This is a genomic window from Brevibacillus sp. (genome assembly GCF_003521185.1).
Lineage (GTDB): Bacteria > Bacillota > Bacilli > Brevibacillales > Brevibacillaceae > Brevibacillus > Brevibacillus parabrevis.
Genome location: NZ_DOTK01000079.1, coordinates 145,827 through 170,998, shown reverse-complemented (window position 1 = coordinate 170,998; position 25,172 = coordinate 145,827). Strand labels below are relative to the sequence as shown.

Sequence of the window (25,172 nt, the reverse complement as noted above, 5' to 3'; positions counted from 1 at the left end):
TGGTTTGTTTAGGAAAAGCGATGTCAGTGTAAGGACAATCGAGCATTCATGCTGGCGACCTGCAATAGGAAAAGCCCAGCGATATATAGACGTAGAGAGAGTTTTCCTGGTGCAAACGGGGGGACTCTTTTTTGTGTGGGATGTGGAATATGGCCTAGCCTGGTAAATGAGTCGACAACGCCTATTGATGATGTCGAAGTTCCTGACCGGGTGGGTTGCACGAAACAAGTATGAACAACAAACCTTTGCCAAATTCATTTCCAACATCCAGGTGAAAAGTAGATAGACTCAGCACGAATGTTCCTTAATAATGGAAATATCAGACAACCGAGAGTCTGCTTTTAGGCGATGAGCATGTAGCAGCAATGTACTGCAATGGCAAAAAAGTGCGAGGAGGCAAACCTGTGGGCAGATCGTTCGCAAATTTGCATATCAAGTCGGGGAACTTTGAGAAGGCTGTCGAAGCGCTAAAAAAGCTAAGCGAAGAGCGCGCCGAGGTATTAGGTTATTCATCTACGCAAAATGAAGCGGCTGCGGATGTTTCAGAGCGGTCTGTTGGCGAATGGAAAAGTAATCAGCCAGACACGGAGGCGCAAAAGCCCAAAGTTGTCATGCACATAAGCAAAAGCAACGACAACTGGATCAGCGTGCTCCACGATTATTTTGTCTGGGGCACGGTGAAGAAGATCGGCAAAGCGTTGTCCCAGCTGATCGAGGAACCAGTAATGACCGCCGGATACATCAATGAGGAAATATTCGAGTTGTCGTTTTACGAGAACGGAGAGATTCAAGCGGAAAAAATCTTTTGTGAACCGTGGACGCGGGACGAGTACGGGCTGAAAGAAGAGCGTCTTCATGATGACTACATGCGAGAAGCGTTGGGGATGCGTGTGGAGGATTTTGATTCGTTCATCAAGCTGACAAGTCCGGAACAGGCCGCAGACAAGCTGTCGCAACTCACAGGGATACCGATCTGGAGTGATTCGGAGTGGCTGCCGTACGAAGAGAAGCTCAGAGATCAGTTTGGGCAATATGAATTTCGGATCGAAAATGCATGAGTGGTATATGGAAAATGAAGAAGTTAAAACAAATGTTGAAAGATATAAAAATAATAGATTTTCTAAGGTAATTCATGAAATACGCGTAACACCGTTTTTACATTGCAACGTAGGCTATACAGATCAAGCGTTAGATGAAAAAGAGGGGCATTCTCCCTCTTTTTCGTTGCCCAAGCTCTCAATGACCTGAACCATTTTAATTAAAGAAATAGATATATCCCACCTGGAATTTTCCACATGTTGCTCCCCCCAACAAATTCCCTTATAATACCGATGTGTTTTCCCGATAATCATTCTCATAAAAATCAAACAAATCAATGCTGTTCATTTCACGCAAAACAGGCAGGGGTGCTCGGATGAAGGAAGAGGAAAAGAAGAAAATCCATGATTGGTTCGCGCATTGGACGCATGCGGCTGTTCAGGTGATCGACGTTCGGCATTTTGTGTTGCAGGCGCAAGAGTCGTGGAACAGCTACCGGCTTCCGGCCTCCAGTTATTTATACGCTTGCAAAGGACAGGCTACGGTGCGGCTGGATGGACGCGAATATGCGGCGGATCGCTTTTTGTTGCTTCACGGCGGCAAAGGAATGGTGCTCGACGTGAAGCTGACGGATGAGCTGTTCGTCTTTTATTTGATCTTGTACAAAGCCAAAATGATGCTGCCGCGCTCCGTCGACCAAGCTCTGTTGAGCAATGGCGGGGAAGAGCCGTTTCATCTGCCGTATGCGCTCGTGCCGCATGAGCCGACCAAACTGTATCATCTCGTCGCGACGATGGCCCGCGAATGGGCAGCACAGGAGCGGCTTCGGGCAAAAGGCACGTTTTTGCAATTCGTCCATGAGGTCATGCAGCAGCTTCTGCGGCACGGGTTTCAACAAGAACAAGAGCCGCTCGCCAAACAGGTCGTTCGCTATTTGGAGGAGCATTATACCGAGAGAATTTCGCTGGAGAGCCTCGCGGAGCATTTTTGTTACAGTGCCAGATATTTGACTCGACTGGTCAAGGAAGAGACGGGCCACAGCCCGATCGACTATGTGATCTCGCTACGGATGGAAAAGGCGAAGGAACTGCTTTCCCAGACAGATGCGACGATGCAAGAGGTGGCGGCTTCTGTCGGGTACCACGACGTGCTCTATTTCAGTCGGCTGTTCAAAAAGCATACGGGCATGACACCTACCAGCTTTTCCGGACATGCCCCAGGTCCAGATCGTCTATATGGAAAGCCCGGATTGTGTATTGTGGACGCGCATAGGGAAAGCTATAGTGTTAACGATAATCGTTATCAGCGAAGCTTTGGGGGGATCATCCACATGAACAAAAAATCGACGCGCCACATGGCAACTCTTTTCATGGTCAGTCTAGCACTGTTCGTGAGCGCGTGCTCCGGTACAGCCAGCCCGACACCACAGACAGGGAGCGTGCAGGAGCAAACTGGCGCGACACAGCGCGAGTTGACCGATGGCATGGGCAACAAGGTTACGGTGCCGTCACATCCGCAGCGCATTATTGCGACCTACCTGGAAGATCATCTGGTGGCACTCGGAGTCAAGCCGGTTGCCCAATGGTCGGTAGGGAAGGGCGATGTTCAAGGATATTTGCAAAAAGACTTGGCCGGTATTCCGGCAATCCCGCATGATTTGCCGCCAGAAGTGGTCATGAGCTACAACCCGGATCTGATCATCATGGACAATGAAGACCTCGTAGCGGGAGACAAGTACAGCCAGTACGCCAAAATATCGCCGACATATACGATCGGAAAAGAGAAAAACAGCGATTGGCGCAAAGAGCTGCTGGTCGTGGGGGAAGTCCTGAACAAGAGCGAAGAGGCGAAAAAAGTGCTCGCGGACTACGATGCCTACGTTGCGGAATCGAAACAAAAGCTCAAGCAGGCGATCGGCGACAAAACGGCTGCGGCCCTGTGGGTGACAGCCAAAAACATTTATGTAGCGCGCCAAGATTTGTCCAGTGGCGATGTGCTGTATAAAGACCTCGGGTTTACGGTGCCAGCCGTCGTCCAGGAGATTTCCAAATCCGGCGACGCGAACTGGAACGCTCTGTCTCAAGAGAAGCTGGCTCAGATGGATGCGGACTACTTGTTCATCGTGAACAGCAAAGGCGCTTCCAAGGATGAATTTTTGAAGGAGCCGGTTTGGGCGAACATCCCTGCCGTTCAAAAAGGGCAGGTCTACGATTTCTCCACAGAGTCCAGCTGGCTGTACACGGGAGTTATCGCCAATCGGCAAATGATCGAGAACGTGCTGGAAAATGTGGTGAAGTAAGCCAGTTCAAAACCCAAACCTTTTGCACGCGGCAGGCGAGCGGGGGTTTGGGTTTTTTTGTTGTAAGGTGGACGCAGGTCAAAAATGGACGAGGCTTCATCAACTGTCAACTGGGGCGGGGAACGCTCATGGCTTGGAACCTGATCGACGTTTTGCCGCAAGCGGAGCTTTTTGACGGATGGACCGCCGAACAGACAAAGCAGCAGGAAAAGTTTCATGCCTTTCATGACAAAAGACAACGAGGTTGTCGTTGTCTTTTTCTGAGCATACATTTCGCCATTTTCATAAAAAAACAGGTGAGCAGTTGCGGTCGCCCAAATGAACATGGGCTTGTTACTGCCATTTACGCTTATGAGCTTTCCGTTTTAGCGATCGGGCTTCCCGCCACCCCGCCTAGCCTTCACATGCTTCAACTCCGCCACAATGATGAAGCTGACGATCACGAGCAAAAACCACGAGCTGATTTTGCTCAGATGGACCAGCTCCCAGCCGGAGCGCTGGTTCGGGTACGCCCAGGCGCCGAAAAACGTGGCGATGTTTTCTGCGATCCAGATGAAAAAGCCGATCAGAAAGTAGCCGAGCGGGACGGGCATGGAAAAACGCTCATGGGTGACGCGGAAGTAGACCTTCGAGCGCCAGAACACGACGAACATGAGCACCATCAACACCCAGCGAAGATCCCAGATGTAATGATGGGTGAAAAAATTCAAGTAGATCGCCGCACCGAGCGAAGTGACCAAAAACGGCCGCGGCCAGTTTGTCAGACTGACGTCCAGCCGTCGCCACGCCTGGCACAAATAGCTCGCCACGCTCGCGTACATGAATCCGCTGTAGAGCGGGACGCCAAACACTTTGCTGTACCCTTCTTCCGGATAGCTCCACGAGCCCATGTGCACTTTGTAAATTTCCAGGCACAGTCCGATCAGGTGAAAAACCGTGATGACCTTCAACTCGTCCCGCGACTCCAGTCTGCTTTTGACCATGAACACCTGGAAGGCCAGACAGAGCAGCAAAAGCAGGTCGTATCTGGGCAGGCCAGGGATGGCGACGAACTTGGAGATCGCGAGCGAGGCGAAGATGAACACGGGAAACAGACAAGACATGGCCTCCTGGTATCCGAAGTGGAGCAGGAGGCGGATAAATCGGATCATGATGTGACTCCTTCGGCAGTTGTAGCGTCTTTGGCGACAGGCAGATCGTTGGAACGCCCGTCGCTCCAGCTTCTTATTCTCCCATGAAACCAAATGCTTGAATAGTACCTAAACAAACATGCGGGGATGATCGTGCGGGCGCAATGCGAATTGCGAATGTCAGAGGAACGATAGAAGCGAACCCCCCACTCTTTTTGACGCGCGGGCTGAAGGCCAATGTGCGCTTTGTTGATTAACCTCAGAAACCTCAAGCTTATCCCCTTGTATGATGCGCGGCATCCCTTCGCGAACAAAATGCGATCCCTAACCCGGGAATCAGCACGCGTATAGCCCACCTCCTTTAAACCTTCAATCAATGTTTAAACTTCGCGACGGATGTTGCTTGCAGCACAAGGCTGACTTCCGCAAAACCTTACCATTTGCATAAATATAGTACGATTAAGGAGGTCGATTGATTTCACTTAGCACAGTATTTCTTTGGGCGTGGAGGGTGGTAGCGTGTCAACCAATCGGGAGAGCGTAACAATTCCTATTTTCCCTTGCAGATCGATAGACGAACAGTTGGAGTTTTATCAGGCGCTAGGTTTTGAACTGACTTACAGGCAAGCCAAGCCAAACTTATACGCTTGCGTCCGTCACCGAATTGTGGAATTGCATTTTTTTGTATGGAAGCAATTGGACCCATCCAACTCGTACAGCATGTGCTATGTACACGTCCGCGATGTGGATGCCGTGCACAAAGAGTTTTGTGAAAACTTGAAAAATGCGTATGGCAAGGTTCCTTCCAGAGGTTTTCCGAGAATTACCAAACCGAATAATCTCGCGGAAGACCGCCGATTTAACCTCATCGACCCTGCCGGAAACCGCTTGTTAATCGGTCAGAAGCATGCATCTGCCGCGCCAGTCCAAACTGAGCAAACCGTGATGGCGCAGCCGTCCAGGTTTGCCAATGCGTTCGAAACGGCATATCGATTGGCGTATGCCAAAGACGAACCCGCAGAGGCGGCCAAGGTACTGGATCTTGTATTTTCAAAAGCAGAAGAAGCTTCGGCAAGCCTGCGCTACAAAGCTTATGTGCTGCGAGCCGATATCGCGGCCTCAATGGACGAGATAAATCTCGCGCGGGTTTTGATGCAGGAGGCAGAGCAATTATCGCTGTCTGGTCAAGAGCGGGAAGAGGTGGTGGAGGCAACAAAAAGGTTGCTTGAACTGAAAGGGGCTTTCGGGCACGGTCATTCTTGACGGGATAGGACCAGTGCAATTGTAGCTCCCGCGGACTTTGTTTTCCAGAAAAAACCAGCGCGCTACGGTCGAACACCGTCTCACGCTGGTTGCTCAGGCAATCCATATTAACAGGAGTTACGGTTACTGCTTTGCATTTTCTACTCAGAATCGCCGTCTTCATCTAAAACTTCTGGGTAATAGCGCTTGATGACATCACTAGCTGAAGTCTCTTGACCAACATGGATAAATCTTGAATAAATTTCAGTTCCAATCGTGATTTCATCATCATTTAGCTCAAATGCATGCAGCTGTCTTACAAACTGATGCTTAACTGTTTCACCAAAGCTATTCAAAGACTCATGTTCAGCCTTTTTGGCAAACTTTTCCGCAATTTCAATGGCCTTTTCCATATTCGTATCTTTTGCGAGAATAATACTTTCTTCAAAAAGTTTCATGTTGTTCTCAGCATTGACTTCATTTTTTGGCTGATCGGAACCTCCAGAGTGAACCGATTCAAATAAGACTTTGACTGCATACCATTTTGTTTGGGGCGGTTTAGAATTTGTCTCCATAATTTCACCCTTACACCTTTAATTTTTGCTGAATCTCCTGTTTTAGCATCTGCCTCCAAAACGCCAAAAAAGCCGTAACAGGCCGCATACCGCTAACCTGTTACAGCCCTACTATCGCGTCTAACTGTCTTCCTAGTAAAACTCTTACTCTTCCCCCGTAGCAACCGGATTATCGCTGTACGAAACCCAGTCGCTCCAGCTTCCTGCGTACAGTTTCGCATCTGTGCGGCCAGCATGGTGCAGGGCGAGCAGGTTGGAGCAAGCGGTCACGCCTGAGCCGCAGTAGACGATGATTTCTTGTTCGGCGAAGCCGGCGATGCGGTTGCGAAGCTGCTCGGCTGGCAGCATGGTCATGTCTGTGTTGAGGTTGTCCTTGTAAAAGAAGTGGCGGGCGCCGGGGATATGTCCTGCTTTCGGATCGAGCGGCTCTTGCTCGCCGCGATAGCGTTCGCCTGCGCGGGAGTCGAGCAGCACCGCTCCCGGCTTGCGATTTTTTACGCCTTCGACGCTGACCAGCATGTCCGGGCGCAGTTGCGGGACGAAAGTACGTGCTTGCGGCGTCGGCACTTCCGCAGTCACTTCGTAGCCAGCCTTTTTCCAGGCTGCGTATCCGCCATCGAGCACAGCGACACGATCGTGACCGAGGTAGCGCAATAGCCACCAAAGGCGTCCCGCCATCGCCATTTCTTGGTCGTCGTAAGCAATGACGGTTGTGTGCTCATCGATTCCAGCCTGGGAAAAGAGCGCGGCGAGAGCAGCCGGATCAGGAAGAGGATGGCGTCCGCCGTGTTCCTGTTTCGGGCCGGACAAGTCGCGATTCAGATGAAAATAGAGCGCTCCCGGGATGTGGTCTGTTGCGTACTCTTCGGCTCCTTGTTCGGAAGCGGAAAGGGCAAAGCGGCAATCGGCGATAACAATTCGTTCGTCGTTCCTATGATCGCGGAGCCATTGTGGCGTGACAAGTGCTTGCATCGTTCACCCTGCTTTCTGATTTTTCTTCATCATAGCAGATGGCTATCCGATGGGGTACAATATTTCTAAAAAGTGTTGGCAGAGAGGGGCAACGGAATGAAGCGTGTTATCCGCTACTTTTTGGAAGGATTGCTGTACGTCATCCCACTGGCTGTGACGATCTATATTTTGTACTACATTTTTGCGACGGTCGACAGCTGGTTTTACAACCTGGCCCGCAACAATTTCCCTCTGCACTTCCCGGGCATAGGCGTGCTGATCACGATTGTGGGGATTACGGTTGTCGGATTTCTCGCGTCGAATGTGCTGACTCGCGGGGTGCTGTCCATCGTGGACAGACTGTTTGAAAAAGTGCCATTCATCAAGCTGATCTACACCTCGATCAAAGATTTGATCGGCGCCTTTGTCGGGGATAAAAAAAGCTTCGACAAACCTGTCTTGGTCACATTGTCCAAAGACACTGGGGCGAAAGTCATCGGCTTCATCACAAAAGAAAGCATGGATACATACGGGCTTGCCGATCACGTCGCCGTCTACCTTCCGCAGTCGTACAACTTTGCTGGCAATCTGCTGCTTTTTCCAAGCGAGCAAGTACAGCCGCTGGACATGGACAGCGCGGACGTCATGGCTTTTCTCGTGTCCGGTGGGGTATCGGGAAAGAAGACGGCTGCCAAGGCGGAAAACGAAGCAGCCGGGCAGGGATAAGGCAGTTTTTCAGCCAAGCATGCGCCGCCTCTATCCAAACAAGCATCCGCAGACGCTATGCAGAACGTACAAAGGGCAGCCAGACTTTAGACAAGTCGGGCTGCCCTGATTTTTGGCGAGAGGATCAACTGCTGAAAAAACCGCTGTGGCTGGAGTGTTTGCGACGACGATAGTAGTGATGTCCGTACGACTTGTGACCGAACTTCCACAACGGCCCGCGATGTCGGTAATCGCTGCTGCTGTACTTGCGATAGCCGTGTCCGCCCATTTTCCAGATGAATTTGGCCCCTTTTTTCAGCAGGACGATCACAATAATGATCGCGGCGAGGAACAGCACGAAACCGATCGCCAAAATGGTAAGTATGACTGACATCAACATCGTCTCCTTTTGTCCAACCTGGTTTTCGCGAAAAGTGCGGTAAGCAAGCTTCACGCGTTTTCGCGGGCCGGTTATCCGTATAAGTTATGTTACGGACGGGAAGACAAGAAGTTTCAAGCGAAGAGAACGAGCCTTCGGGCATGAGCGTGCAAGCTGTTTAGCCCTCCGCGTTCAAATATTTTTCGTACGGCGTGTAGTCAATCTGCTTGGATTGCAAATGGGCGATGAGCCATTTGTGGTCGCGTTTGGGGGTAGCCACGATATAGCCTTTGACGATCAGGTCGGTGGTGATTACAGTCGCCTTCTCTTCAAGGGCGATCTGCCCGATTTTGGCTGCGATCGAACGTCTGGCTACATCACGGAACAACTGCGGAACCGGGTCGACCAGTTCGTTGAGAAGCACCAGGCCGTCTTCCGTCCACATTGCGCGCGTTTTGTCGATGTAATAGTCCTGCCAGTCGAGATCGGACTTGCCGTCCTTTTTGGGCATGGACTTGAGGAACTTGCGAAACATGAAGTAGCCGCCAATCCCCATCAGTCCTACAAGCACAATCGTCCAGCCAACAATGAACAGGGAAAACCCTGTAGACATTTCATTCATTTGCGAACACCTCGTAACCGTAATCCATAAAAAAGCCTATATAGGTAAAGTGTACCTTATTTTCGTGTACGCAACAAACTTTTTGTGCTTTTGCCCATCGCGAGGGTTTTCTCTTCCCAAGTACACATACAATTTAGTATGATTAGAATTAATCTTTATTGGGAGTGGACGCTCATGTTCAAGCTTGGACAACGCGTCGTCATTGTTGCCGACTCCTTCGAGCAAGGTTTGCCGATTGGCGAATACGGGTATTTGATCGCGCGCGACCGCAACCCGGACAGTGCGTTTGCATGGGTCATTCGCATACCCAAAATAGATAAGCACTTTCCTGTGGTGGAAGAGGACATCGCCCTGGAAGAACAATTGCTGGAGGAGGAAGCGCAGCGCGTCTCGCAGGAAGCCTTGCTTGATTACGCTTTGGCTACCCGCAACGAGGCTCTCTTCAGGCAACTGATGGGCATGTCGGATGCAGATGAGGCAAATGACGAACCAGCGAAGGAATCAATGGAGGATTTTATCCGTAAAGTAAACCTGAAAGCCTGGATATAACCAATCGCGGTTTTCCTTTTGGGGAAAATCGTTCTTCTTTGCAAGACAGGGCTTGTCCCTTGATACTATTGTGAAGGAAATGAAAGCGAGGCTGTTTCATGTCTGAATTTGTGACGTTTACCAATGAATTTGGCCATACGATCGAGATGTCCAGAGAGGACTATCAGAAAAAAGTGATTCCACACAATCTGGATATGTATTGGGACCAAAAGGAAAAGCTTCGTGACTTCGCGATGGAGTTGGTGAAGGAGCAATTTCACGAGCAAGCGGCGATTGCGGCGGACAGGCTGCTCGAATTGTACGGGCCGATCGAGTCCGCGCTCATTTTCCGTGCAGTCGTTCACATGCAGGCGAGAGAATTTGAGAGAGCGAAAACGATTTTGAACGATTGCCTGGAACGATTCCCGGCGTCGGGAACGGCTTGTACCAACCTGGCGAAAATTTACGCGTATGAAGGGGAAGAGGACAAAGCGTTCGAAATCCTGAATACCGGACTGCACAAAGATCCGAACCAGGAAAACGGATTGAACATGTACGTGGAAAGCTTTTTGCAAAATGGCAAGCGCGAGGAGCTGAGAACCCGATTGGAAGCGCTCTCCGTCAAGGAGGGAGCGTGGAGACCGCAGCTGCACTTGGCGCGTCTTGCTCTGACCGAGACCGACCTCCTGAACGCGATGAAGTGGTACACGATTGCCATCGAGGGGGCGAAAGACCGCTTTGAAGTGGTCATGACGGTAACGGGCGAGCTGGGCCAGGCAGGCTATGTCTATCAGCTGATCCAGATTTGCGAAAAGTTTTGGACGCCGCAGTTCCCGTATCCGTATGCGGGCTTCAACTACGCCAACGCTTTGCTGGCTACCGACCAAAAGGAGCGGGCGATTGCGATGCTGCGCAACATGCAGGATCATTTGCCGGACAACTACAAGCCGATGGTCGATCATTTCCTCGCACGGGTGCCTGGCGCGTTGGAAGCAGAAGAAGCAGCGAAGCAAAAAGTGGAAGCAGGCAACCACGCTGGCGATCAGACGGAGAAAAAGAGCTGGTGGAAGTTCTGGAAGTAAGATGAGACGCGTACATAACGCCCGGCATGCGATTGGTCGGGCGTTTTTTCTATGCGTATGCGGATAAAAAGGCTATGCCGGACCGGAAGGCGATCAGAATTGTGCTTAGGCTTGAAGCCAGGAAGCGGCTTTCACGTGTTTTCACGATAAAAGACAGGTAACTGGGGCAAAGGAGGCTGGGCGATGCTGCATCATGTCGAGTTGTACGTCACAGATTTGAAGCGGTCCGCGGAATTTTGGGGCTGGCTGTTGGAGCAGCAGCTAGGCTATGAACGCTACCAGCAATGGGCGAGCGGGGTCAGTTGGAAGCATGGCAACACGTATCTGGTGTTCGTGCAGGCGGAGGAGCGGTTTCGCGATGTGCCGTATCACCGCTGTCGCGTCGGATTGAATCATCTCGCTTTTCACGCGCGCAGCCGGGAGCAGGTGGAGTCGATTCGCGAGGAACTGCGGCGGCGAGGCGTGCCGCTGCTCTACGAGGATCGCCATCCACATGCGGGCGGCCCGGAACATTACGCGCTGTTTTGCGAAGACCCGGATCGGATCAAGGTGGAGATCGTAGCGCCGGAGTAAGTAAACAGGCGGCACGTCCCGGACGGTTTACCCGAGCTGCTTGATTTTCTCGGCAATCGGTTCTTGTTTTTCTTCATCCCAGACGATGGAGATTTCAAATGTTCCCGGCTCGAAAAAGAGCGGGAAACGACGGCGAAACCACGGTTGCATCGGCACCTGGTCAATCTCGTCGAGCGAAATCCAATGCAGCTCTCCCTCGGGAGGATGTGTCAACAGCTCGCCTTCAAAGCGGGTTGCCAAATAGTTGAAAACGATGTAGCGAAAGCCTGTCGCCGGAACGACATACTCATCCACGCCCTTGAAGGCAAGGTCTGTGACGCGAAGCCCTGTTTCTTCATACACTTCGCGAATGGCCGCTTCCGTCAGGCTCTCGGGAAAATCCACCTTGCCCCCGGGGGCGATGTAGCCGGGGAAGCCTTTGGAACTGGGGCGATTGAGCAAAAGTACCCTGTCGCCGTCGCGGATCATGCACATAGTCATCAACTGATAAGTAAGAGCGGGAGCTTGTACATCTGATGTACCCATAAATGATTTTCCTGCTTTCTGGACTTTTTTGACCATAAGTATAGCACAGCTTTTGCACCGCAAAACGTCTGTCAGTCAAAACACAGCGCGACCATCCCCGGACGATGGTCGCGCTGTGTTGCGAAAAGGCATCTATTTAAACTGGCTGGTGAGCCGCCGTTCCAAAAACGCCACGCCTTGGTACATCAAGGTGGCGACGACCGCGATGATGGCGAGACTCATCATGACCAGGGTAAAATTGAACACTTGGAATCCATAGATGATCAGATAGCCCAAGCCTTGTTGAGAAACGAGAAACTCCCCGACGATGACTCCGACCCAGGAGAGGCCGACGTTTACTTTCAGCGTGGCGAGCAAGGTCGGGAAGGTGGCGGGGAGGATGACCAGGCGGAAAATGTGCCGTTTGTTGCCGCCGAGCGTCTGCACGACTTTGACGTAGTTTTGGTTGACTTCGCGAAAGCCGGAGTAGACGTTGATCGTGGTAATGATGATGGAGATCGCGCAGCCCATGGCGATGACGGACATGAGTCCGGGGCCGAAGCCGACGATGAAAACAGGGCCGAGCGCGACTTTTGGCATGCTGTTGGCGATGACCAGGTACGGATCGAGGACGCGGGAGAGAAAGGGCGACCACCAGATGAGCGTTGCGATCACAGCCCCGAGCAACGTTCCGAGCAAAAAGCCGATAATCGTCTCCCAGACGGTCATGCCGACGTGCGGCAGCAGGCTTCCGTCGAGCAGCTGCGACCAGAATTGCGCCCAAATTTTCGACGGGTAGCTGAAAATAAGCGCATTGATCGTGTTGGTGCGCGCAAGCACTTCCCACAGGGCGAGAAACAGCAGAAACAGCATGCATTGGGTGAAAAACACCCAGTAGCGGTTTTTTGCTTCCTGCTTCAAATAGTGGCGATGGATGCTTTCAATTTCCTTTTGCTGCATCAGATACTACCTCCATCTCCTTCCAGACGCGATGGAACAGGTCCTGGAAGCCATCCTGATTTCTGGCGTCGAAGGGCAGGGAGTCGCGGATGGCGGGCGGGATTGCGATTTCGCTGCTGACGCGGCCAGGGTTGCGCGAAAAGATGTAGATGCGGTCTCCCATGGCGATCGACTCCGACAAATCGTGCGTGACCAGGATGGCGGTTTTTTTGTGTCTGCGCAGCGTCGAGAAGATCAAGTCTTCCAGTTTCAGCTTCGTCTGGTAGTCCAGTGCGGAAAAAGGTTCGTCTAAAAGCAGCACGTCAGGCTGGCAAGCCAGGGTGCGAACGAGCGCGACACGCTGCCTCATGCCGCCGGACAGCTGCATGGGCGAAGCTTTGCGCACGTCAGACAGCTCCATTTCATCGAGCAGATGCAAGGCGTATTGCTCTGTCTCCCTGGAGCGGATTCCCTGGATGTCCAGGCCGAGAAAGACGTTGTCTTCGATCGAGCGCCAGTTGAACAAGTAATCTTGCTGAAGCATGTAGCCGACCTGGCGGGAAGTTCCGCGAACGGGTGTCCCATCAATGGACACTTTTCCCGCAGTCGGCAATTCCAGTCCCGCCATGAGCGAGAGCAATGTCGTCTTGCCACAACCACTAGGGCCAACCATACAGATGAACTCGCCTTCCTCCACGCGCAGGTTGATGTCCTGGACCGCCATGAACGCCCTGGTTGTGGATAAATAGAGGTGGGTCACGTGGGAAAGTTCAATCTTGGCTGGCGCAGAAGGAGTCTGGTTCATGACGGATTAATTCCCTTCCTTGGATTGTTTGGCGAAGGTGGTGTTGACCAGCTTGCTGTAATCGGCCCGTTGTTTCAGTTCGCCAGCGGCATCCATGATGTCTTGCAGCTGATTCCATTCCGCTTCGTCCAGGATCGGATCGGTGGCGTAAGAGCCTTGCTCCAGATAGCGTTGCACGGCTTTTTCCAGGATGGTCGGATCGATCTGTTCAAAATATTTGCCGATGACCGCAGCCGTCTCCTTGGCGCTGTGGCTTGCAACCCACTGTTGCCCTTTGTAGATCGCATTGGTAAACTTTTGGATAGTTGCCGCATTGCTGTCGATATTGCTTTGCTTCGTCATGTAGACGGTGTAGGGAACGGTGCCGCTTTCCTTGCCGAAGGAGGCGACGACATGCCCGATCCCTTCCTGCTCAAACCGCGACGCTTCCGGTTCGAACAGTTGAACGTACTCGCCTGTGCCTGAAGCGAAAGAAGAAGCGATATTTTTAAATTCGATATTCTGGATCAGCTCCAGGTCGGACTGCGGATTGATTTGATGTTTTTTCAGGACATACTCTCCGACCATTTGCGGCATTCCTCCTTTGCGCTGACCGAGGAAGACGCTGCCTTTCAGTTGGTCAAACGAAAACTGGTCGGTTTTGTTGCGGGCGACGAGGAAGGTGCCGTCCGTCTGGGTCAACTGGGCGAAGTTGACGACGACGTCTGCTGCTCCTTGCTGGGAGACGTAAATACTCGTCTCCGAGCCGACGAGCGCTACGTCGATCCCGCCAGACAAGAGCGCCGACATGACCTTGTCGCCGCCGGGAATAGTGGAAAGCTCCACATCGAGCCCCTCTTCCTTGAAAAAGCCTTTTTCCAGCGCGACGTATTGGGGGGCGTAAAAAAGCGAGCGGGTTACTTCGCCAATTCTTATTTTTTCAGGAGTGCTGGAGCAGCCGGTCAAAACGGCGATCAGAGCCAGACAGGCAGCCAGCCCCAGCGCGACAAATCGTTTCATTATCAGGAGTACCTCCTTGCTAGGCTGTTGTTTGTTGTAAGGTATGCGCCCAGACAAAAAAGGGTGAATGCCTACAGATGGTGACAGGCACGCTTGCGGGAAGCTCTGCACAAAGAGAGGGGCAATCATTGTGATTGTGACATTTTTAGGTACGGGATCAGGAGCGCCCACCACGCGCCGCAACGTGAGCGGAATCGGGCTTCGCTTTTTACAGGCAGGAAAATGGTGGCTGTTTGACTGTGGGGAAGGCACGCAGCATCAGCTTTTGCGCTCTCCCATGAAAATCAGTCAGCTGGACAAAATTTTCATCACGCATTTGCATGGCGACCACTTGTACGGCTTGATCGGGTTGCTCGCTTCCCGCTCGCTGCGCAATGGCGAAGCATCGCCGCTCACGCTTTACGGACCGCCGGGGATTGACCGCTATTTTCGGGCGATCATGGATGTAAGTCCGGTGCATTTGCAATATCCGCTGGAGCTGAAAGTGGTCAGCGAAGGCGTCATTTACGAGGATGAGGAAGTCGTCGTTTCGTGCCGGAAAGCGAACCATCGGGTGACGTCTTTTGCCTACGGCGTCCTGGAAAAAGACAAACCGGGAGCTTTTCTCGTCGAGCGAGCGAAAGAGGCGGGAGTTCCGTCCGGGCCGCTCTTCGGAGCCTTGAAGCGCGGCGAGCAGGTGACGCTTGCCGACGGTCGCGTGCTGGATGGCAAAGATTTTGTCGGAGCGCCGCAGCAAGGCCGCAAAATCGTCTTCAGCGGCGACACGGAGCCGTGCCAAAGCGTCGAGGAGCTTGCGGCGAATGCCGACTTGCTCGTGCACGAAGCCACGTATGCCGATCACGACAAGGAGCTGGCGGTGCGCAGCGGACACTCCACGGCGAAAGAAGCGGCTGAGCTGGCGAAGCGTGCAGGTGTAAAAGCGCTTTGCCTGACCCATTTCAGTCCGCGCTACGAGGATGAGGACGGCGACTTTTCCATGGATGATCTGTTAAAAGAGGCGCAGGCGATCTTTCCCATGACGACGCTCGCCGAAGATTTGGGCAGCGTCGAAGTGAAGCGAGTGCGAAAAACGGTGGGAGAAACCGATCTTCCTTGTTATAATGAATAAATTATGAACGCATGGATGTGAGACTTCACCATTCAGTGAGAGAAAAATGGCAACGGGAGAGGAAAGGTGAACGACGGTGTCCGGTACACGGGTCAGCAAGTCGATTGCCGTGCGCTACGCCATGTTTGTGCTCGGATTGTTCATCGGGGCATTCGGCTGCGTGCTCGCGATCAAGGCGAATCTCGGGGTGGCGCCCTGGGATACGTTTCACATCGGCTTGCAAAAAACATTTGGTTTAACCATTGGCATCTGGTCGCAGATCGTCGGCGTAGTGGTCATTTTGTCATCCTATCTGGTAGCTAAAATCAAGCCGACCTTTGGCATGTTTCTGAACATGATCTGCTTCGGAAGCTTCCTGGACTTGATTTTATGGCTCAACATCGTGCCGGAGTTCGAGTCATTCTGGCTGCGCTTGCTGGTGTTTTTGCTCGGCGTAGTCGTCATGACCATCGGCATCGGCATGTACTTGTCTCCGCGCCTGGGGGCAGGGCCGCGCGACAGCTTCATGCTTGCCATGAACGAGCGGTTGGGCTGGAGCATTCAAAAGGTTCGGCTGATTATCGAAGTAACGGTGTTGATTGCCGGGGCGGCGCTGGGTGGCCCAGTGTCGATCGGAACGGTGCTCATTGCCGTTTTGACGGGGCCGATGATTCAGCGGACGATTCCTTTTTGGCAGTCGGTTATGAAAAAACAGTATGGCCTGATGGAGCCAATCGAGCGTCGCGCGAGTTGATCTGACGCGGTTTTCCCTCACAGCAGCTACACTCTTATCCTGAAAAATGGGCAATGTCTGGGCGAGCGTCCAATCAAGATTGGCTATTCGCACATACATTATGATTAGTTGCTGACAAAGGAGGGAAAGCGAATGAGTCTGTTCAACGGAGGATTCGACGATTTTGCTTTGATTCTGGTGTTGTTCGTATTGCTGACAATCGTTGCTTGCGCTTGCGACTAACGAGGTAACACACCGACCGCAAAAAGGTTGGCAATAGCAAAAGGGAGAGCGTAGCTGCTCTCCCTTTTTGCTGTTTCGCTCGCCTTAGTCGAGCTTTTCATGAACCTGCTTTTTGACACTGGAGATTTGTTTGTCGGACAGTTTGACGCCTACGGCTTTGCTCACTTTTTTAATCAGATCGCCGAGCTTCTTGTCGTCCTTCAAATCTTTTTTCGTGATTCCTTTCGCCAACGACTTGATGTCGCTCATTTTCCATTTTTTCTTGCTTTTCTTGTTGATTTTTTTCAAGAGATCGCCTGTGCCTTTGCCCTTCTTTTTACCCATACAGCACTCTCTCCTCTCAAGATTGGCTTTGAGCCTGCCCTAAGCAGTTATATGGGAGAAGGCATCTGTTTGCTTGGACAGATGGACTGGGGGAATCGCCTATTTTGGCGGGCGGTGTGCAGATGCCCAAGCAGACAGAGGCAGATGTGACATAGGATGTGGCAACGCTGTGCATGACAGGAGGCTAGTGGGTTGAAAATCATCAGCTTTCAGCGGGAGACGTCCTTTCACGACATCCTGAGCGATTTGCAGAAAAAAGTGATGACCAAAACAGAGAGACTTCCTTGGCGATGCTTCGATGACTGGGCTTGCCTGTGCATCAAGGACAACATATACGAGCAGCACTGCGAACATTTTCGCAGGTATCAAGCCATGGTGGAAGAGAATGTGACCGTAAGCGTCCATGCCCAAGCACAAACAGTAACACAAACAGAAACAGAGGGCGAAGACGAAATCCCGTGGGGCGTCCGCTATGTCGGCGCGCAAAAGCTGTGGCGAAAAGGCCGGGGCGAAGGGGTGAAGGTGGCGGTCATTGATACGGGGATTTCCCGCGACCATTTTGACTTGAAGGATCGGATCAAAGGGGGCGTCCATTTTGTGCGCGGCAAGCAAAACGGACATGGGACGCATGTAGCCGGAATCATTGTGGCCGAGATGAACCAGCGCGGAATCGTCGGTGTCTCTCCCGAGGCGCATCTGTACGACGTACGCGCCTTCGACCACGAGGGCAAAGCGTCGCTGTCGACGATTTTGCAGGCATTGCACTGGTCGATTGCCAACAAAATGGACGTGATCAACATGAGCTTCGGCATGCCGCAATACAGCGAGGCGTTGGCGCGAGCTGTGGAAAAGGCGAAAGAGCACGGCATCGTCATGGTAGCCTCGGCGGGAAACAGCGGGGGAGAGGTCGAGTACCCTGCCAAGTACAAAGGCGTTCTCGGAGTGAGCGCAATCGATCAGTCGGGCAGGCTGGCTTCGTTCAGCTCGCGCGGAAGGGGAGCGAATACGAAAGCGCCTGGTGTGGAAATTTTATCGACGTGGCCGGGCAACCAGTTTAAAAAGCTGAACGGCACCTCGATGGCAGCTCCACACGTCTCCGGGCTGATGGCGCTGGAAATCGGCCGCAAGCGGAACAAGGCAAAGTAGATGAAAGACAGCGAAATGGAAAAAAGCTCCATGGCTTTCTTGCAGCCACAGAGCTTTTTTTGTGGGAAAAACGTCTCGAATGTGTTCCTCGCCGTGTTGTTTCGAGGATTATTGATGAATTTTGGTGTCATGATCTTGCTGGACGCGAAACCATATATTAAGATCATTAATGACGCTCGCCAATTCATGAATTTCGCTGTTCAGCTCACAAGAGCGCGCGAAATTTTCCTCCTCGGACATCTGCTTGGTTTTCTCGATGATCACAGCTTCCACCCGGTGAATCCGATCGGGGATGGTTGCGCGAATTTCTTCCCACTCCATCAAAATGTCCGCACGTTCCGTATGTGAATACTCCTCCCATTGCATATCCAATGCAGGAAGGCGAATGCCTAAACGTTCATCGAAAGTAAAGTAATTGCGCAAAGGTAAGTTCACTCCTCTCCAGTTCCATCATACCAAAAATGAGCGGAATCGGGGAGAGAAAAGCGCTTGAAAGGAATGGTTGGATGCAAAAAGGACGCGTCCTGATCGATGCCGATGCTTGTCCGCGCCAGGCGCTGGTGATCGCGCAACAGTTGTGCAAGGAGTTCGGGTGGCAGTGCCTCACGTTTGCCAGCTACAATCATCAGATCGGTTCCGAGCATCACGTGACAGTCGATGCCGGCCCGCAGGCGGTCGACATGAAGCTCGCCAATGAAACCCGCCCGAATGATGTCGTCGTGACGCAAGATATTGGACTGGCGGCTCTGATTCTTGGCAAGCGTGCGCAGCCGCTGACGCCGCATGGCCTGATTTTTGAACCGGAACGGATGGCTTTTCATTTGGAGGAGCGAAACGAGAAAGCCCGCTTTCGTCGCGGGGGAGGAAGAACGCGCGGCCCTGCGGCCCGTACGCGTGAAGATGACCAGCGCTTTTTGACGGCACTGCGTTCATTGCTAGAGAGAGGAGAACAACAGGATGGGAACGAGTAAAGAAAGAGGATTGATTTTTTGCGGCATCGTGTTCGCGGTGCTGGGGGCATGGATGTTTCGCCAATACATAACCGGTCAGGTAGCGGGGATGGATCAGGCAGCCTTTTCGTTGGCAGCCGCTGTTCGCTCCGCTGGCTTGACGAGCTTTTTCCAGCTGCTTACCCACTTTGGGAACGCGACTTTCCTTGCGCCGTTTGGCGTCGTGCTGATCGTCGCCCTTTTCCTCAAAAAACGCAGGCTTGAGTCTGTCGTCATCCTGCTGTCGCTCGGGGTCAGTGAAGTCGTCAACGAGATTTTGAAGCTGATTTTTGCCCGTCCTCGACCAGTTGGATTCAATCTGATCGATCTGCCGGATTCGTTTTCTTTCCCAAGCGGCCACGCCATGATCGCGCCCGGCTTTTACTTGATGCTCGCCTTGCTGATCGCCCGCTGGTACGAGGAAAAAAGTTGGTCGGCATACGTACAGCCTGTCGTGTTTGTCTTCGTTGTGCTGCTTGCCGCGAGCCGCGTGTACTTGGGCGTGCACTTTTTGAGCGATGTGCTGACCGGGTTTTGCCTGTCGATGTGCTGGTATTTCTGCGTTCGCTGGGGCTATGAAAAAAGGCTGGGGAGACGAGATGTCGTCGTCGGCCCCATACCGCAATCGCGCTAGTTGCGCTACGTTGTTGAGTATCCCAATTCACTCATCAGACTCAGCCATTTTTCTACGCTGGGTTTATTTTTTTTGTCTTTCGGCAGGACGATATAGGCTGAGCGCTTGGGCGGCTTGTTGCCAGTGATCGGCAGTTCCTTCAGCGTCCCGGCAGCCAGCTCTGCTTTGACCGCAGAGCGGGTGAGCAAGCTGACGCCAAGCCCTTCCTTGATCAAATCGATGGCAAGCTCCGCCTTGTCGACAGTCAGCTTGGGCACGTAGTTGCGCGGCAATGTTTGCCTGATCCATTCGTTAAAAGGCGGTCCCCAGTTCATGTAGAGCAGCGGCAGGTTGCGAAGCTCGCGCGAATCCACGTGAGTCGCTTGGGCGACGCTGCTCTCTGGACAGCAGACCAGGACGATTTCATCATCCCAGGTAGGAATGACTTCAAAGTTCGGCAAGGAGGGCGGCACGTACACGATCCCGATCTGGATCACGTTGTCGAGCAAATACTGGATGACGTCCGAGGAATGCCCGGTTCTGGTGCTGATGGCAATTTGCGGATAGCGGCAATGGTACTCTTTCAAGATCGGTTCGAGGGTAGAGGTCCAGATGGCGTTCAGGCTGCCAATCGACAAGTAGTCCTCGTAGGGCTGGAGAGAAGCGACTTCGTTGAGCGCTTCGTGGGACAGTTTGAGTATGCGCTCGGCATAAGGCAAAAGCGTCAAGCCTGCCTGGGTAATTTCAACACTTCGCTTGTCACGGATGAAGAGAGGCTTTCCGACTTTTTCTTCCAGTTGCTTGATTCGCATCGTCACCGTAGACTGGACAAGATGGAGCATCTCCGCAGCCTTGGTGAAGTTTTTGGTCTGTGCCAATGTGTAGAAAGCGCGCAGTTGTTCGAAGTCCATAGCGTGTGTTTCCCTCTTATCTAAATATTTGATAACCATATACAAAAACGTTCGTTTCCCAAATTATACCCTGTTCTTTAAGCTGGGGATATCCCTAAATCATGAGAGCAAACGGGAGAGCGAGGGTATCGAATGAAGCGGGAAATGTGGAGAGAAACACCGTTTTCGGTCAAACTGCTGTTGGCGACATCCTTTATGATGAATCTCGGCTTTTACGCCCTGATTCCTTATTTGACCTTGTATTTGACAGGCAGTATCGGATGGACGCTGGCGATGGCCGGTCTGGTACTTAGCGTGCGACAATTTTCCCAGCAAGGCTTTGCGTTTATGGGCGGAGTCATTGCCGATGCCTTCGGCTACAAGGGCGCGATGGTTTTGGGTATGGCAGTGCGGGCTGTCGGCTTTGCCCTGTTTGCTTTTTGCACCGAGACTTGGCATTTTTTTATCGCAGCGATTTTGTCAGGCTTGGGTGGGGCGTTGTTTGACCCGGCTGGCTCGGCGGCGTTTGCGATTTTAACCCCTGATTCTATCCGCAAAGAAGTGTTCGCCTTTCGCAATGTGCTCGGAAATATTGCGGTGGTCGGTTCGCAAATCGTCGGTACAGCGCTGTCGGCTGTCGATTTTACCTACCTGTCCCTGTTTGCCGGAGCGGTTTTTGCCTTGAACGCGGTCGTCTCGTTCTTTTTTCTGGCCCCGATCAGCGCTACCAACACGCGGCACAGTATTTGGGAGAGCATGTTCACGGTGATTCGGGACAAGCGCTTTGTGCGCTTTACCTTGATTTTGATGGGTTACTACTATTTGAACATGCAAGTATTTTTGACGATACCATTGCTCGTGGAGCATGTGACACATAGCAAAACTTCGGTCGGAATTGTTTTGTCTGCCATGTCTTTGTTCGTCATCCTTTTTCAAATGAAAGTGACGCAATGGCTGGAAGGCTACCCGCACAGGCTCACCTTGATCGGGATCGGCACCCTCGTCATGGGGGCAGGACTGTTCCTGTTTACGTTTGCCGACTCTCTGTGGATGTTGCTCATCGATGTATTCCTGTTCGCACTGGGGACGATGATCGCCGTGCCCAATCTGGTAGACGTCGTTCCGCGTTTTGCGCCAAAAGATTTGGTAGGGGCTTACTACGGCTTCAACGGCTACTCGATCGCCATCGGAGGCTCGCTCGGCCAGATCGCAGGCGGCTGGGTGTACGATGTGGGGCTTAGGCTGGAAGCGACGTGGCTTTCTTGGACGATCTGCCTCGTTGTCGGGCTGCTCGTTGCCTGGATGCTTCACCTGATGGAGCGCGATACGTACAAACTCGGCAACGATTTGACAAAAATCGCGCAGCCGTAAACTTTTTGACGAGAAAACACGAAAAAATGTTGGGCGCAAATTGAAACATTTACCATTCCTTGTGCGTATATATCGGTAGGAAACGAAATGCTGGGCGTTAACGAAAGTGAGGGAATTTTATATGGAAGATATGAAAAAATTGAAGCGGATGTTGCTGGTGACGAGTTCCCTTGGATTTGCCGTTTTTGCCATGGTAGTCATAACGGAAATCGTGCGAATCTCTCTGTAGCATGGCCAAACAAGTTTGCGTATAAAGCGAAAAGCTTGCTTCCCGAAAATGGGAGTGCAAGCTTTTCTTTTTGCTTTCTTATAGATTGTCCGCTTTGCGATAAGAGCCAAGATCGTTTTTCGGTTGTGGCTCCAGTCGGTTTTTGAAGCGGTATTGGTAAATGAGGATCGCGATAATCATGAACGGCACCCCGCAGTAAAGGGCAATTCGCTGCTCCGGATCGAAGGCCAGGCTCACGAGAACGGTCAAGTTCAAGATCAACGAAACCAACGGAAGGACCGGATACCAAGGCGTGCGGAATTTCAGGTCTTCCAGTTTGCCGCCGTTTTTCAGATAATGGCGACGGAAAGCGAGCTGCGAAGCCGAAATGGAGATCCAGCCCACTTGCGCACCCAGACCAGCGATAGACAAAAGCACCATAAACACGGTATCTTCCGCGAAAAAGCCAGACAACAGCGAGAGCAAGGAGATCGCGAAGGTAATCATGAGCGCATTCATCGGAATACCTTTGCGGTTTACAATCGCCAGTTTGCGGGAAGCCATTTTCTCGTTGGACAAGGAGTAGAGCATCCGGGTTGCGGCGTACAAGCCGGAGTTTGCTACGGACAGCAGGGCAGTCAATACGACGAAGTTCATGATGTCTGCCGCATAAGGGATTCCAATGCTGTCGAATACGACGACAAACGGGCTTTCGATAACGCCGGCTTGCTGGTGAGGGATCATCCCTGCCACAATCGCAATCGCCAAAATGAAGAAGACGAGCGTGCGCCAAACTGTAGCGCGAATCGATTTCGGAATCGTTTTTTCCGGTTCTTTGCTCTCGCCTGCCGCGATACCGATCAATTCGGTACCCTGGAAGGAGAAGTTCACCGTGATCATCGTCATCAGCAACCCGGTAATTCCGTGGGGAAGCAGTGAGGTGCTGGTGAAGTTGGAGAACATCGGAGCAGGTTGTCCATTTTTCATGTCGATCAAGCCGAACATGGCCGCGCCACCCAAAATGATAAACAGGATGATAGCGCTTACTTTAATGCTGGAAAACCAAAACTCGGACTCACCGAACGCACGAGCAGAAAGCGCATTCAACAGGAACAAAAGGACACCGAAGATGGCGCACCACATCCAGACAGGCGAGTCTGGAAACCAACGTTGCATCAACAGACCGGACGACAAAAGCTCCAGGGCAACCGTTACCGCCCAACCGAGCCAGTACAGCCAACCTACTCCAAAACCGAGGGACGGACTTACGAACCGGGTCATGTAGGTCTGGAACGAACCGGCAACAGGCATGGCGACGGTCAATTCGCCGAGGCAGAGCATGGTGAGGTACATGATGAATCCGCCCACCAGAAAAGAAAGGATCGTACCAATAGGGCCAGCCTGGCTGAGAGTATAGCCTGAACCGAGAAACAGTCCGGTTCCGATTACGCCTCCAAGAGAAATCATGAAGAGGTGCCTACTGTTCATACTGCGTTTTAGTTCATTGTTCTGTTCGTTGCTGCTTGGTGTCATATAACCCTCTCCTTCACGCGAGAAATATTGATTCGATGAATGCGTTTTCAGGCGCGATATATGCTCTGCAAGAATGATACCAAATGAAACGGCCCAAGCAAATCGACTTTTTCAGGTAGTTTATGGAGAAAAGTGCAAAACAAATCGGCACACTTGTGCAAAAAAAATGAAAAAACGCCAAGAAATTTGGCGTCATGAAAAAATGAAGCTGTTTTTTATCCTTTGATTCCCAGTTTGCGCAAGCGATATTGCAAGCTTTGCCGACTGATTTGCAGCTCCTTGGCCGCCCGGGAAATATTGCCGTGGTAACGATCGACGACGTGGTGAATATAGGCGGTTTCGAACTCCTGCATCGTTTCTTTCAATGATTTTCCTTCTTCGATAAAAGGGAGCGAACGGGGCGGCGCTTGTTCGATCACGACGGCGCTTGCAGGGGAGCGGCGCAAAAAATGCAGCGGCAGATGCTCGTAGCGGATCATCGTCTCGTCCACCATCAAATTCATCGCGCCTTCGATGAGATGCTGCAACTCGCGGACATTACCCGGCCAGTCATGCTCCTGGAAAAATTGCAGGACATCCGCCGAGACACCCGCGACTTCCATTTGAAACAGCTCGTTGTACTTTTCGATAAAATGCGAGACGAGCATGGGAATATCTTCTTTGCGTTCCCGCAGCGGGGGCAAAAACAGCGTGACGACGCCGAGACGGTAGTACAAATCTTTTCGCAGGTGCGAATTGGCGATGGCCTCGACAGGGTCTTCGTTGATGGCGGCGATGATCCGCACGTCAATGGCCCGGTCTTTCGTGTCGCCGATGCGCCGGATCGACTTCTCCTGGAGGGCGCGCAACAATTTTGCTTGCAGAGGCATACTAAGCGAGTTGATTTCGTCCAGAAACAAAGTGCCGCCCTCTGCCTGTTCGAACAAACCGGGTCTTTCCACGGCTCCGGTAAAAGCGCCGCGTGCCGTGCCGAACAGCAAGCCTTCAATGAGGCTGTCGGGAAGCGCTGCGCAGTTTTGCGAAATAAGCGGGCCGGATGAGCGCAGACTGGCGTTGTGAATGCTTTGCACGAACAGTTCTTTTCCGGCTCCGGTTTCGCCGACGACGAGGACCGAGGAGGAGGTGCGCGCCGCGCGTTTGGCGTTTTCAATCACATCGAGAATCGGGCCGCTTTTGCCGATAATCTGCTCAAAGGTGTAGCGGGAGCCGTTTTTGGCAAGCAGGTTTTCCCTGATCAGCCGTTCCATCTTCGTCACATCGTTGGCAATCTCCATCGCGCCGATGATTTGCCCGTTTTCGATGATCGGGTACGTGTTGTTGATCGTCGTAATTTCTTTTTGCTTGTCATTGAAATACGTTTGCCGCGTATTGCGTATGCTATTTCCTGTTCGCAAGCAGGTGAGCAGCGTGCTCTCCTGACCACTGTGGAATTGGAACACTTCCGACAGAGGCTTATGCAGAACGTCTTGGCGGGCCATCGACTCCAGCTCGGTCATTTTCTGGTTGTACACAATCGTTGTGCCGGTGGCGTCAATCACGTGGACGCCCTCGTTCATTCTGTCCAGGATATGTTCGTAAATGCGCAAAAACGTGTCGAGGGAAGATTCTTGCCTTGAAGTCGACACAATGGGTCACCAGCCTTTCTTCGTGACAGTATCATATCA

At 52.2% G+C, this 25,172-nt stretch carries 29 protein-coding genes; 15 read left to right on the top strand and 14 right to left on the bottom strand.

The window, feature by feature from the left end:
• Positions 1-404 precede the first annotated feature (404 nt).
• The 3 genes from DEP07_RS24175 to DEP07_RS24165 all read left to right on the top strand — a co-directional run bounded on the left by DEP07_RS24175 (position 405) and on the right by DEP07_RS24165 (position 3,337).
• Positions 405-1,058: a hypothetical protein gene (locus tag DEP07_RS24175; protein ID WP_173595646.1), complete on the top strand. Its 654-nt coding sequence runs from the start codon at positions 405-407 to the stop codon at positions 1,056-1,058.
• Between the two features lie 7 nt (positions 1,059-1,065).
• Complete coding sequence (locus tag DEP07_RS24170; protein WP_173595647.1) at positions 1,066-1,248, top strand: hypothetical protein; 183 nt, start codon at positions 1,066-1,068, stop codon at positions 1,246-1,248.
• Positions 1,249-1,414: 166 nt separating this feature from the next.
• A complete protein-coding gene (locus DEP07_RS24165; RefSeq protein ID WP_287103143.1) occupies positions 1,415-3,337 on the top strand; it encodes an AraC family transcriptional regulator in 1,923 nt (640 codons plus the stop codon).
• 365 nt (positions 3,338-3,702) lie between these two features.
• On the opposite strand, the gene DEP07_RS24160 is transcribed toward DEP07_RS24165, so the two are convergent.
• Positions 3,703-4,488 (bottom strand): DUF817 domain-containing protein, encoded by a 786-nt coding sequence (locus DEP07_RS24160; RefSeq protein ID WP_173595649.1) that lies wholly within the window; start codon positions 4,486-4,488, stop codon positions 3,703-3,705.
• A 498-nt stretch (positions 4,489-4,986) separates the two neighbouring features.
• Here DEP07_RS24160 and DEP07_RS24155 point away from each other — a divergent pair, with 498 nt between their 5' ends.
• Positions 4,987-5,730: a bleomycin resistance protein gene (locus tag DEP07_RS24155; protein ID WP_287103142.1), complete on the top strand. Its 744-nt coding sequence runs from the start codon at positions 4,987-4,989 to the stop codon at positions 5,728-5,730.
• Positions 5,731-5,870: 140 nt separating this feature from the next.
• Here the strand turns inward: DEP07_RS24155 and DEP07_RS24150 are convergent, their stop codons facing one another.
• Together DEP07_RS24150 and DEP07_RS24145 are read right to left on the bottom strand one after the other, a co-directional pair.
• Entirely contained in the window at positions 5,871-6,284 is a 414-nt protein-coding gene (locus tag DEP07_RS24150) for a DUF4288 domain-containing protein (protein WP_280648271.1), read from the bottom strand.
• A 144-nt stretch (positions 6,285-6,428) separates the two neighbouring features.
• A complete protein-coding gene (locus DEP07_RS24145) occupies positions 6,429-7,256 on the bottom strand; it encodes a sulfurtransferase (RefSeq protein WP_287103141.1) in 828 nt (275 codons plus the stop codon).
• Positions 7,257-7,352: 96 nt separating this feature from the next.
• Between DEP07_RS24145 and DEP07_RS24140 the strand changes: the two genes are divergently transcribed.
• The gene (locus tag DEP07_RS24140; RefSeq protein ID WP_122965754.1) at positions 7,353-7,961 is read left to right on the top strand and encodes a DUF502 domain-containing protein; all 609 of its coding nucleotides are present in this window, start codon (positions 7,353-7,355) and stop codon (positions 7,959-7,961) included.
• 124 nt (positions 7,962-8,085) lie between these two features.
• Here DEP07_RS24140 and DEP07_RS24135 read toward each other — a convergent pair whose 3' ends face one another.
• Together DEP07_RS24135 and DEP07_RS24130 are read right to left on the bottom strand one after the other, a co-directional pair.
• Positions 8,086-8,334 carry an OadG family protein gene (locus DEP07_RS24135; protein ID WP_122965755.1) on the bottom strand — a complete coding sequence of 83 codons (249 nt, stop codon included), beginning with the start codon at positions 8,332-8,334 and terminating at the stop codon, positions 8,086-8,088.
• 163 nt (positions 8,335-8,497) lie between these two features.
• Positions 8,498-8,941, bottom strand: a complete 444-nt coding sequence (locus DEP07_RS24130) for a DUF2621 domain-containing protein (RefSeq protein WP_122965756.1) — start codon at positions 8,939-8,941, stop codon at positions 8,498-8,500.
• A 174-nt stretch (positions 8,942-9,115) separates the two neighbouring features.
• On the opposite strand from DEP07_RS24130, the gene DEP07_RS24125 reads away from it, so the two are divergent.
• The 3 genes from DEP07_RS24125 (at position 9,116) to DEP07_RS24115 (ending at position 11,124) form a co-directional block, all read left to right on the top strand.
• On the top strand, positions 9,116-9,490 hold the full coding sequence (locus DEP07_RS24125) for an ATPase (RefSeq protein ID WP_287103139.1): 375 nt from the start codon (positions 9,116-9,118) through the stop codon (positions 9,488-9,490).
• A 98-nt stretch (positions 9,491-9,588) separates the two neighbouring features.
• Positions 9,589-10,551 carry a tetratricopeptide repeat protein gene (locus tag DEP07_RS24120; RefSeq protein ID WP_122965758.1) on the top strand — a complete coding sequence of 321 codons (963 nt, stop codon included), beginning with the start codon at positions 9,589-9,591 and terminating at the stop codon, positions 10,549-10,551.
• Between the two features lie 183 nt (positions 10,552-10,734).
• On the top strand, positions 10,735-11,124 hold the full coding sequence (locus DEP07_RS24115) for a VOC family protein (protein ID WP_122965759.1): 390 nt from the start codon (positions 10,735-10,737) through the stop codon (positions 11,122-11,124).
• A gap of 27 nt (positions 11,125-11,151) precedes the next feature.
• Here DEP07_RS24115 and DEP07_RS24110 read toward each other — a convergent pair whose 3' ends face one another.
• The 4 genes from DEP07_RS24110 to DEP07_RS24095 all read right to left on the bottom strand — a co-directional run bounded on the left by DEP07_RS24110 (position 11,152) and on the right by DEP07_RS24095 (position 14,371).
• On the bottom strand, positions 11,152-11,649 hold the full coding sequence (locus DEP07_RS24110) for an 8-oxo-dGTP diphosphatase (RefSeq protein WP_122965760.1): 498 nt from the start codon (positions 11,647-11,649) through the stop codon (positions 11,152-11,154).
• A 132-nt stretch (positions 11,650-11,781) separates the two neighbouring features.
• Positions 11,782-12,588, bottom strand: coding sequence for an ABC transporter permease (locus tag DEP07_RS24105; protein ID WP_122965761.1), 807 nt, complete (start codon positions 12,586-12,588; stop codon positions 11,782-11,784).
• A complete protein-coding gene (locus tag DEP07_RS24100; protein WP_122965762.1) occupies positions 12,569-13,372 on the bottom strand; it encodes an ABC transporter ATP-binding protein in 804 nt (267 codons plus the stop codon). Before DEP07_RS24100 ends, DEP07_RS24105 begins: the two co-directional genes overlap by 20 nt.
• Positions 13,373-13,378: 6 nt before the next feature.
• A complete protein-coding gene (locus tag DEP07_RS24095) occupies positions 13,379-14,371 on the bottom strand; it encodes an ABC transporter substrate-binding protein (protein ID WP_287103137.1) in 993 nt (330 codons plus the stop codon).
• Between the two features lie 130 nt (positions 14,372-14,501).
• On the opposite strand from DEP07_RS24095, the gene rnz reads away from it, so the two are divergent.
• The 3 genes from rnz (at position 14,502) to DEP07_RS24080 (ending at position 16,434) form a co-directional block, all read left to right on the top strand.
• Positions 14,502-15,479: a ribonuclease Z gene (gene rnz / locus DEP07_RS24090; RefSeq protein ID WP_242771845.1), complete on the top strand. Its 978-nt coding sequence runs from the start codon at positions 14,502-14,504 to the stop codon at positions 15,477-15,479.
• Positions 15,480-15,600: 121 nt separating this feature from the next.
• On the top strand, positions 15,601-16,212 hold the full coding sequence (locus tag DEP07_RS24085) for a YczE/YyaS/YitT family protein (RefSeq protein ID WP_217364905.1): 612 nt from the start codon (positions 15,601-15,603) through the stop codon (positions 16,210-16,212).
• 132 nt (positions 16,213-16,344) lie between these two features.
• Positions 16,345-16,434, top strand: a complete 90-nt coding sequence (locus tag DEP07_RS24080; RefSeq protein WP_122965765.1) for a YjcZ family sporulation protein — start codon at positions 16,345-16,347, stop codon at positions 16,432-16,434.
• 84 nt (positions 16,435-16,518) lie between these two features.
• Here the strand turns inward: DEP07_RS24080 and DEP07_RS24075 are convergent, their stop codons facing one another.
• Positions 16,519-16,758, bottom strand: a complete 240-nt coding sequence (locus DEP07_RS24075) for a stage VI sporulation protein F (RefSeq protein ID WP_063230750.1) — start codon at positions 16,756-16,758, stop codon at positions 16,519-16,521.
• A gap of 192 nt (positions 16,759-16,950) precedes the next feature.
• Here DEP07_RS24075 and DEP07_RS24070 point away from each other — a divergent pair, with 192 nt between their 5' ends.
• The gene (locus DEP07_RS24070) at positions 16,951-17,904 is read left to right on the top strand and encodes a S8 family peptidase (protein WP_173595727.1); all 954 of its coding nucleotides are present in this window, start codon (positions 16,951-16,953) and stop codon (positions 17,902-17,904) included.
• A gap of 108 nt (positions 17,905-18,012) precedes the next feature.
• On the opposite strand, the gene DEP07_RS24065 is transcribed toward DEP07_RS24070, so the two are convergent.
• The gene (locus DEP07_RS24065; RefSeq protein ID WP_063230752.1) at positions 18,013-18,327 is read right to left on the bottom strand and encodes a hypothetical protein; all 315 of its coding nucleotides are present in this window, start codon (positions 18,325-18,327) and stop codon (positions 18,013-18,015) included.
• Between the two features lie 83 nt (positions 18,328-18,410).
• Here DEP07_RS24065 and DEP07_RS24060 point away from each other — a divergent pair, with 83 nt between their 5' ends.
• Together DEP07_RS24060 and DEP07_RS24055 are read left to right on the top strand one after the other, a co-directional pair.
• Positions 18,411-18,875 carry a YaiI/YqxD family protein gene (locus DEP07_RS24060; protein WP_122965767.1) on the top strand — a complete coding sequence of 155 codons (465 nt, stop codon included), beginning with the start codon at positions 18,411-18,413 and terminating at the stop codon, positions 18,873-18,875.
• On the top strand, positions 18,862-19,527 hold the full coding sequence (locus DEP07_RS24055) for a phosphatase PAP2 family protein (RefSeq protein WP_122965768.1): 666 nt from the start codon (positions 18,862-18,864) through the stop codon (positions 19,525-19,527). Before DEP07_RS24060 ends, DEP07_RS24055 begins: the two co-directional genes overlap by 14 nt.
• A 5-nt stretch (positions 19,528-19,532) precedes the next feature.
• On the opposite strand, the gene DEP07_RS24050 is transcribed toward DEP07_RS24055, so the two are convergent.
• Entirely contained in the window at positions 19,533-20,417 is an 885-nt protein-coding gene (locus DEP07_RS24050) for a LysR family transcriptional regulator (RefSeq protein ID WP_122965769.1), read from the bottom strand.
• A 132-nt stretch (positions 20,418-20,549) separates the two neighbouring features.
• On the opposite strand from DEP07_RS24050, the gene DEP07_RS24045 reads away from it, so the two are divergent.
• Complete coding sequence (locus DEP07_RS24045) at positions 20,550-21,767, top strand: MDR family MFS transporter (RefSeq protein WP_287103136.1); 1,218 nt, start codon at positions 20,550-20,552, stop codon at positions 21,765-21,767.
• 307 nt (positions 21,768-22,074) lie between these two features.
• On the opposite strand, the gene DEP07_RS24040 is transcribed toward DEP07_RS24045, so the two are convergent.
• Both DEP07_RS24040 and DEP07_RS24035 read right to left on the bottom strand, forming a co-directional pair.
• Complete coding sequence (locus DEP07_RS24040) at positions 22,075-23,508, bottom strand: amino acid permease (protein WP_122965771.1); 1,434 nt, start codon at positions 23,506-23,508, stop codon at positions 22,075-22,077.
• Positions 23,509-23,723: 215 nt separating this feature from the next.
• Entirely contained in the window at positions 23,724-25,064 is a 1,341-nt protein-coding gene (locus DEP07_RS24035) for a sigma-54 interaction domain-containing protein (protein ID WP_229049948.1), read from the bottom strand.
• Positions 25,065-25,172: the final 108 nt, after the last annotated feature.

Excerpts from the sequence above, each read along its gene's own strand:
- DEP07_RS24095 (WP_287103137.1), bottom strand. The coding sequence starts at position 14,371 with ATGAAACGATTTGTCGCGCTGGGGCTGGCTGCCTGTCTGGCTCTGATC.
- DEP07_RS24125 (WP_287103139.1), top strand. The coding sequence starts at position 9,116 with ATGTTCAAGCTTGGACAACGCGTCGTCATTGTTGCCGACTCCTTCGAG.
- DEP07_RS24035 (WP_229049948.1), bottom strand. The coding sequence starts at position 25,064 with ATGAACGAGGGCGTCCACGTGATTGACGCCACCGGCACAACGATTGTG.
- DEP07_RS24055 (WP_122965768.1), top strand. The coding sequence starts at position 18,862 with ATGGGAACGAGTAAAGAAAGAGGATTGATTTTTTGCGGCATCGTGTTC.
- DEP07_RS24045 (WP_287103136.1), top strand. The coding sequence starts at position 20,550 with ATGAAGCGGGAAATGTGGAGAGAAACACCGTTTTCGGTCAAACTGCTG.
- DEP07_RS24080 (WP_122965765.1), top strand. The coding sequence starts at position 16,345 with ATGAGTCTGTTCAACGGAGGATTCGACGATTTTGCTTTGATTCTGGTG.
- DEP07_RS24105 (WP_122965761.1), bottom strand. The coding sequence starts at position 12,588 with ATGCAGCAAAAGGAAATTGAAAGCATCCATCGCCACTATTTGAAGCAG.
- DEP07_RS24170 (WP_173595647.1), top strand. The coding sequence starts at position 1,066 with ATGGAAAATGAAGAAGTTAAAACAAATGTTGAAAGATATAAAAATAAT.
- DEP07_RS24085 (WP_217364905.1), top strand. The coding sequence starts at position 15,601 with ATGTTTGTGCTCGGATTGTTCATCGGGGCATTCGGCTGCGTGCTCGCG.
- DEP07_RS24130 (WP_122965756.1), bottom strand. The coding sequence starts at position 8,941 with ATGAATGAAATGTCTACAGGGTTTTCCCTGTTCATTGTTGGCTGGACG.
- DEP07_RS24060 (WP_122965767.1), top strand. The coding sequence starts at position 18,411 with ATGCAAAAAGGACGCGTCCTGATCGATGCCGATGCTTGTCCGCGCCAG.
- DEP07_RS24050 (WP_122965769.1), bottom strand. The coding sequence starts at position 20,417 with ATGGACTTCGAACAACTGCGCGCTTTCTACACATTGGCACAGACCAAA.
- DEP07_RS24135 (WP_122965755.1), bottom strand. The coding sequence starts at position 8,334 with ATGTCAGTCATACTTACCATTTTGGCGATCGGTTTCGTGCTGTTCCTC.
- DEP07_RS24140 (WP_122965754.1), top strand. The coding sequence starts at position 7,353 with ATGAAGCGTGTTATCCGCTACTTTTTGGAAGGATTGCTGTACGTCATC.
- DEP07_RS24120 (WP_122965758.1), top strand. The coding sequence starts at position 9,589 with ATGTCTGAATTTGTGACGTTTACCAATGAATTTGGCCATACGATCGAG.
- DEP07_RS24040 (WP_122965771.1), bottom strand. The coding sequence starts at position 23,508 with ATGACACCAAGCAGCAACGAACAGAACAATGAACTAAAACGCAGTATG.
- DEP07_RS24110 (WP_122965760.1), bottom strand. The coding sequence starts at position 11,649 with ATGGGTACATCAGATGTACAAGCTCCCGCTCTTACTTATCAGTTGATG.
- DEP07_RS24100 (WP_122965762.1), bottom strand. The coding sequence starts at position 13,372 with ATGAACCAGACTCCTTCTGCGCCAGCCAAGATTGAACTTTCCCACGTG.
- DEP07_RS24150 (WP_280648271.1), bottom strand. The coding sequence starts at position 6,284 with ATGGAGACAAATTCTAAACCGCCCCAAACAAAATGGTATGCAGTCAAA.
- DEP07_RS24165 (WP_287103143.1), top strand. The coding sequence starts at position 1,415 with ATGAAGGAAGAGGAAAAGAAGAAAATCCATGATTGGTTCGCGCATTGG.
- DEP07_RS24075 (WP_063230750.1), bottom strand. The coding sequence starts at position 16,758 with ATGGGTAAAAAGAAGGGCAAAGGCACAGGCGATCTCTTGAAAAAAATC.
- DEP07_RS24160 (WP_173595649.1), bottom strand. The coding sequence starts at position 4,488 with ATGATCCGATTTATCCGCCTCCTGCTCCACTTCGGATACCAGGAGGCC.
- DEP07_RS24115 (WP_122965759.1), top strand. The coding sequence starts at position 10,735 with ATGCTGCATCATGTCGAGTTGTACGTCACAGATTTGAAGCGGTCCGCG.
- DEP07_RS24145 (WP_287103141.1), bottom strand. The coding sequence starts at position 7,256 with ATGCAAGCACTTGTCACGCCACAATGGCTCCGCGATCATAGGAACGAC.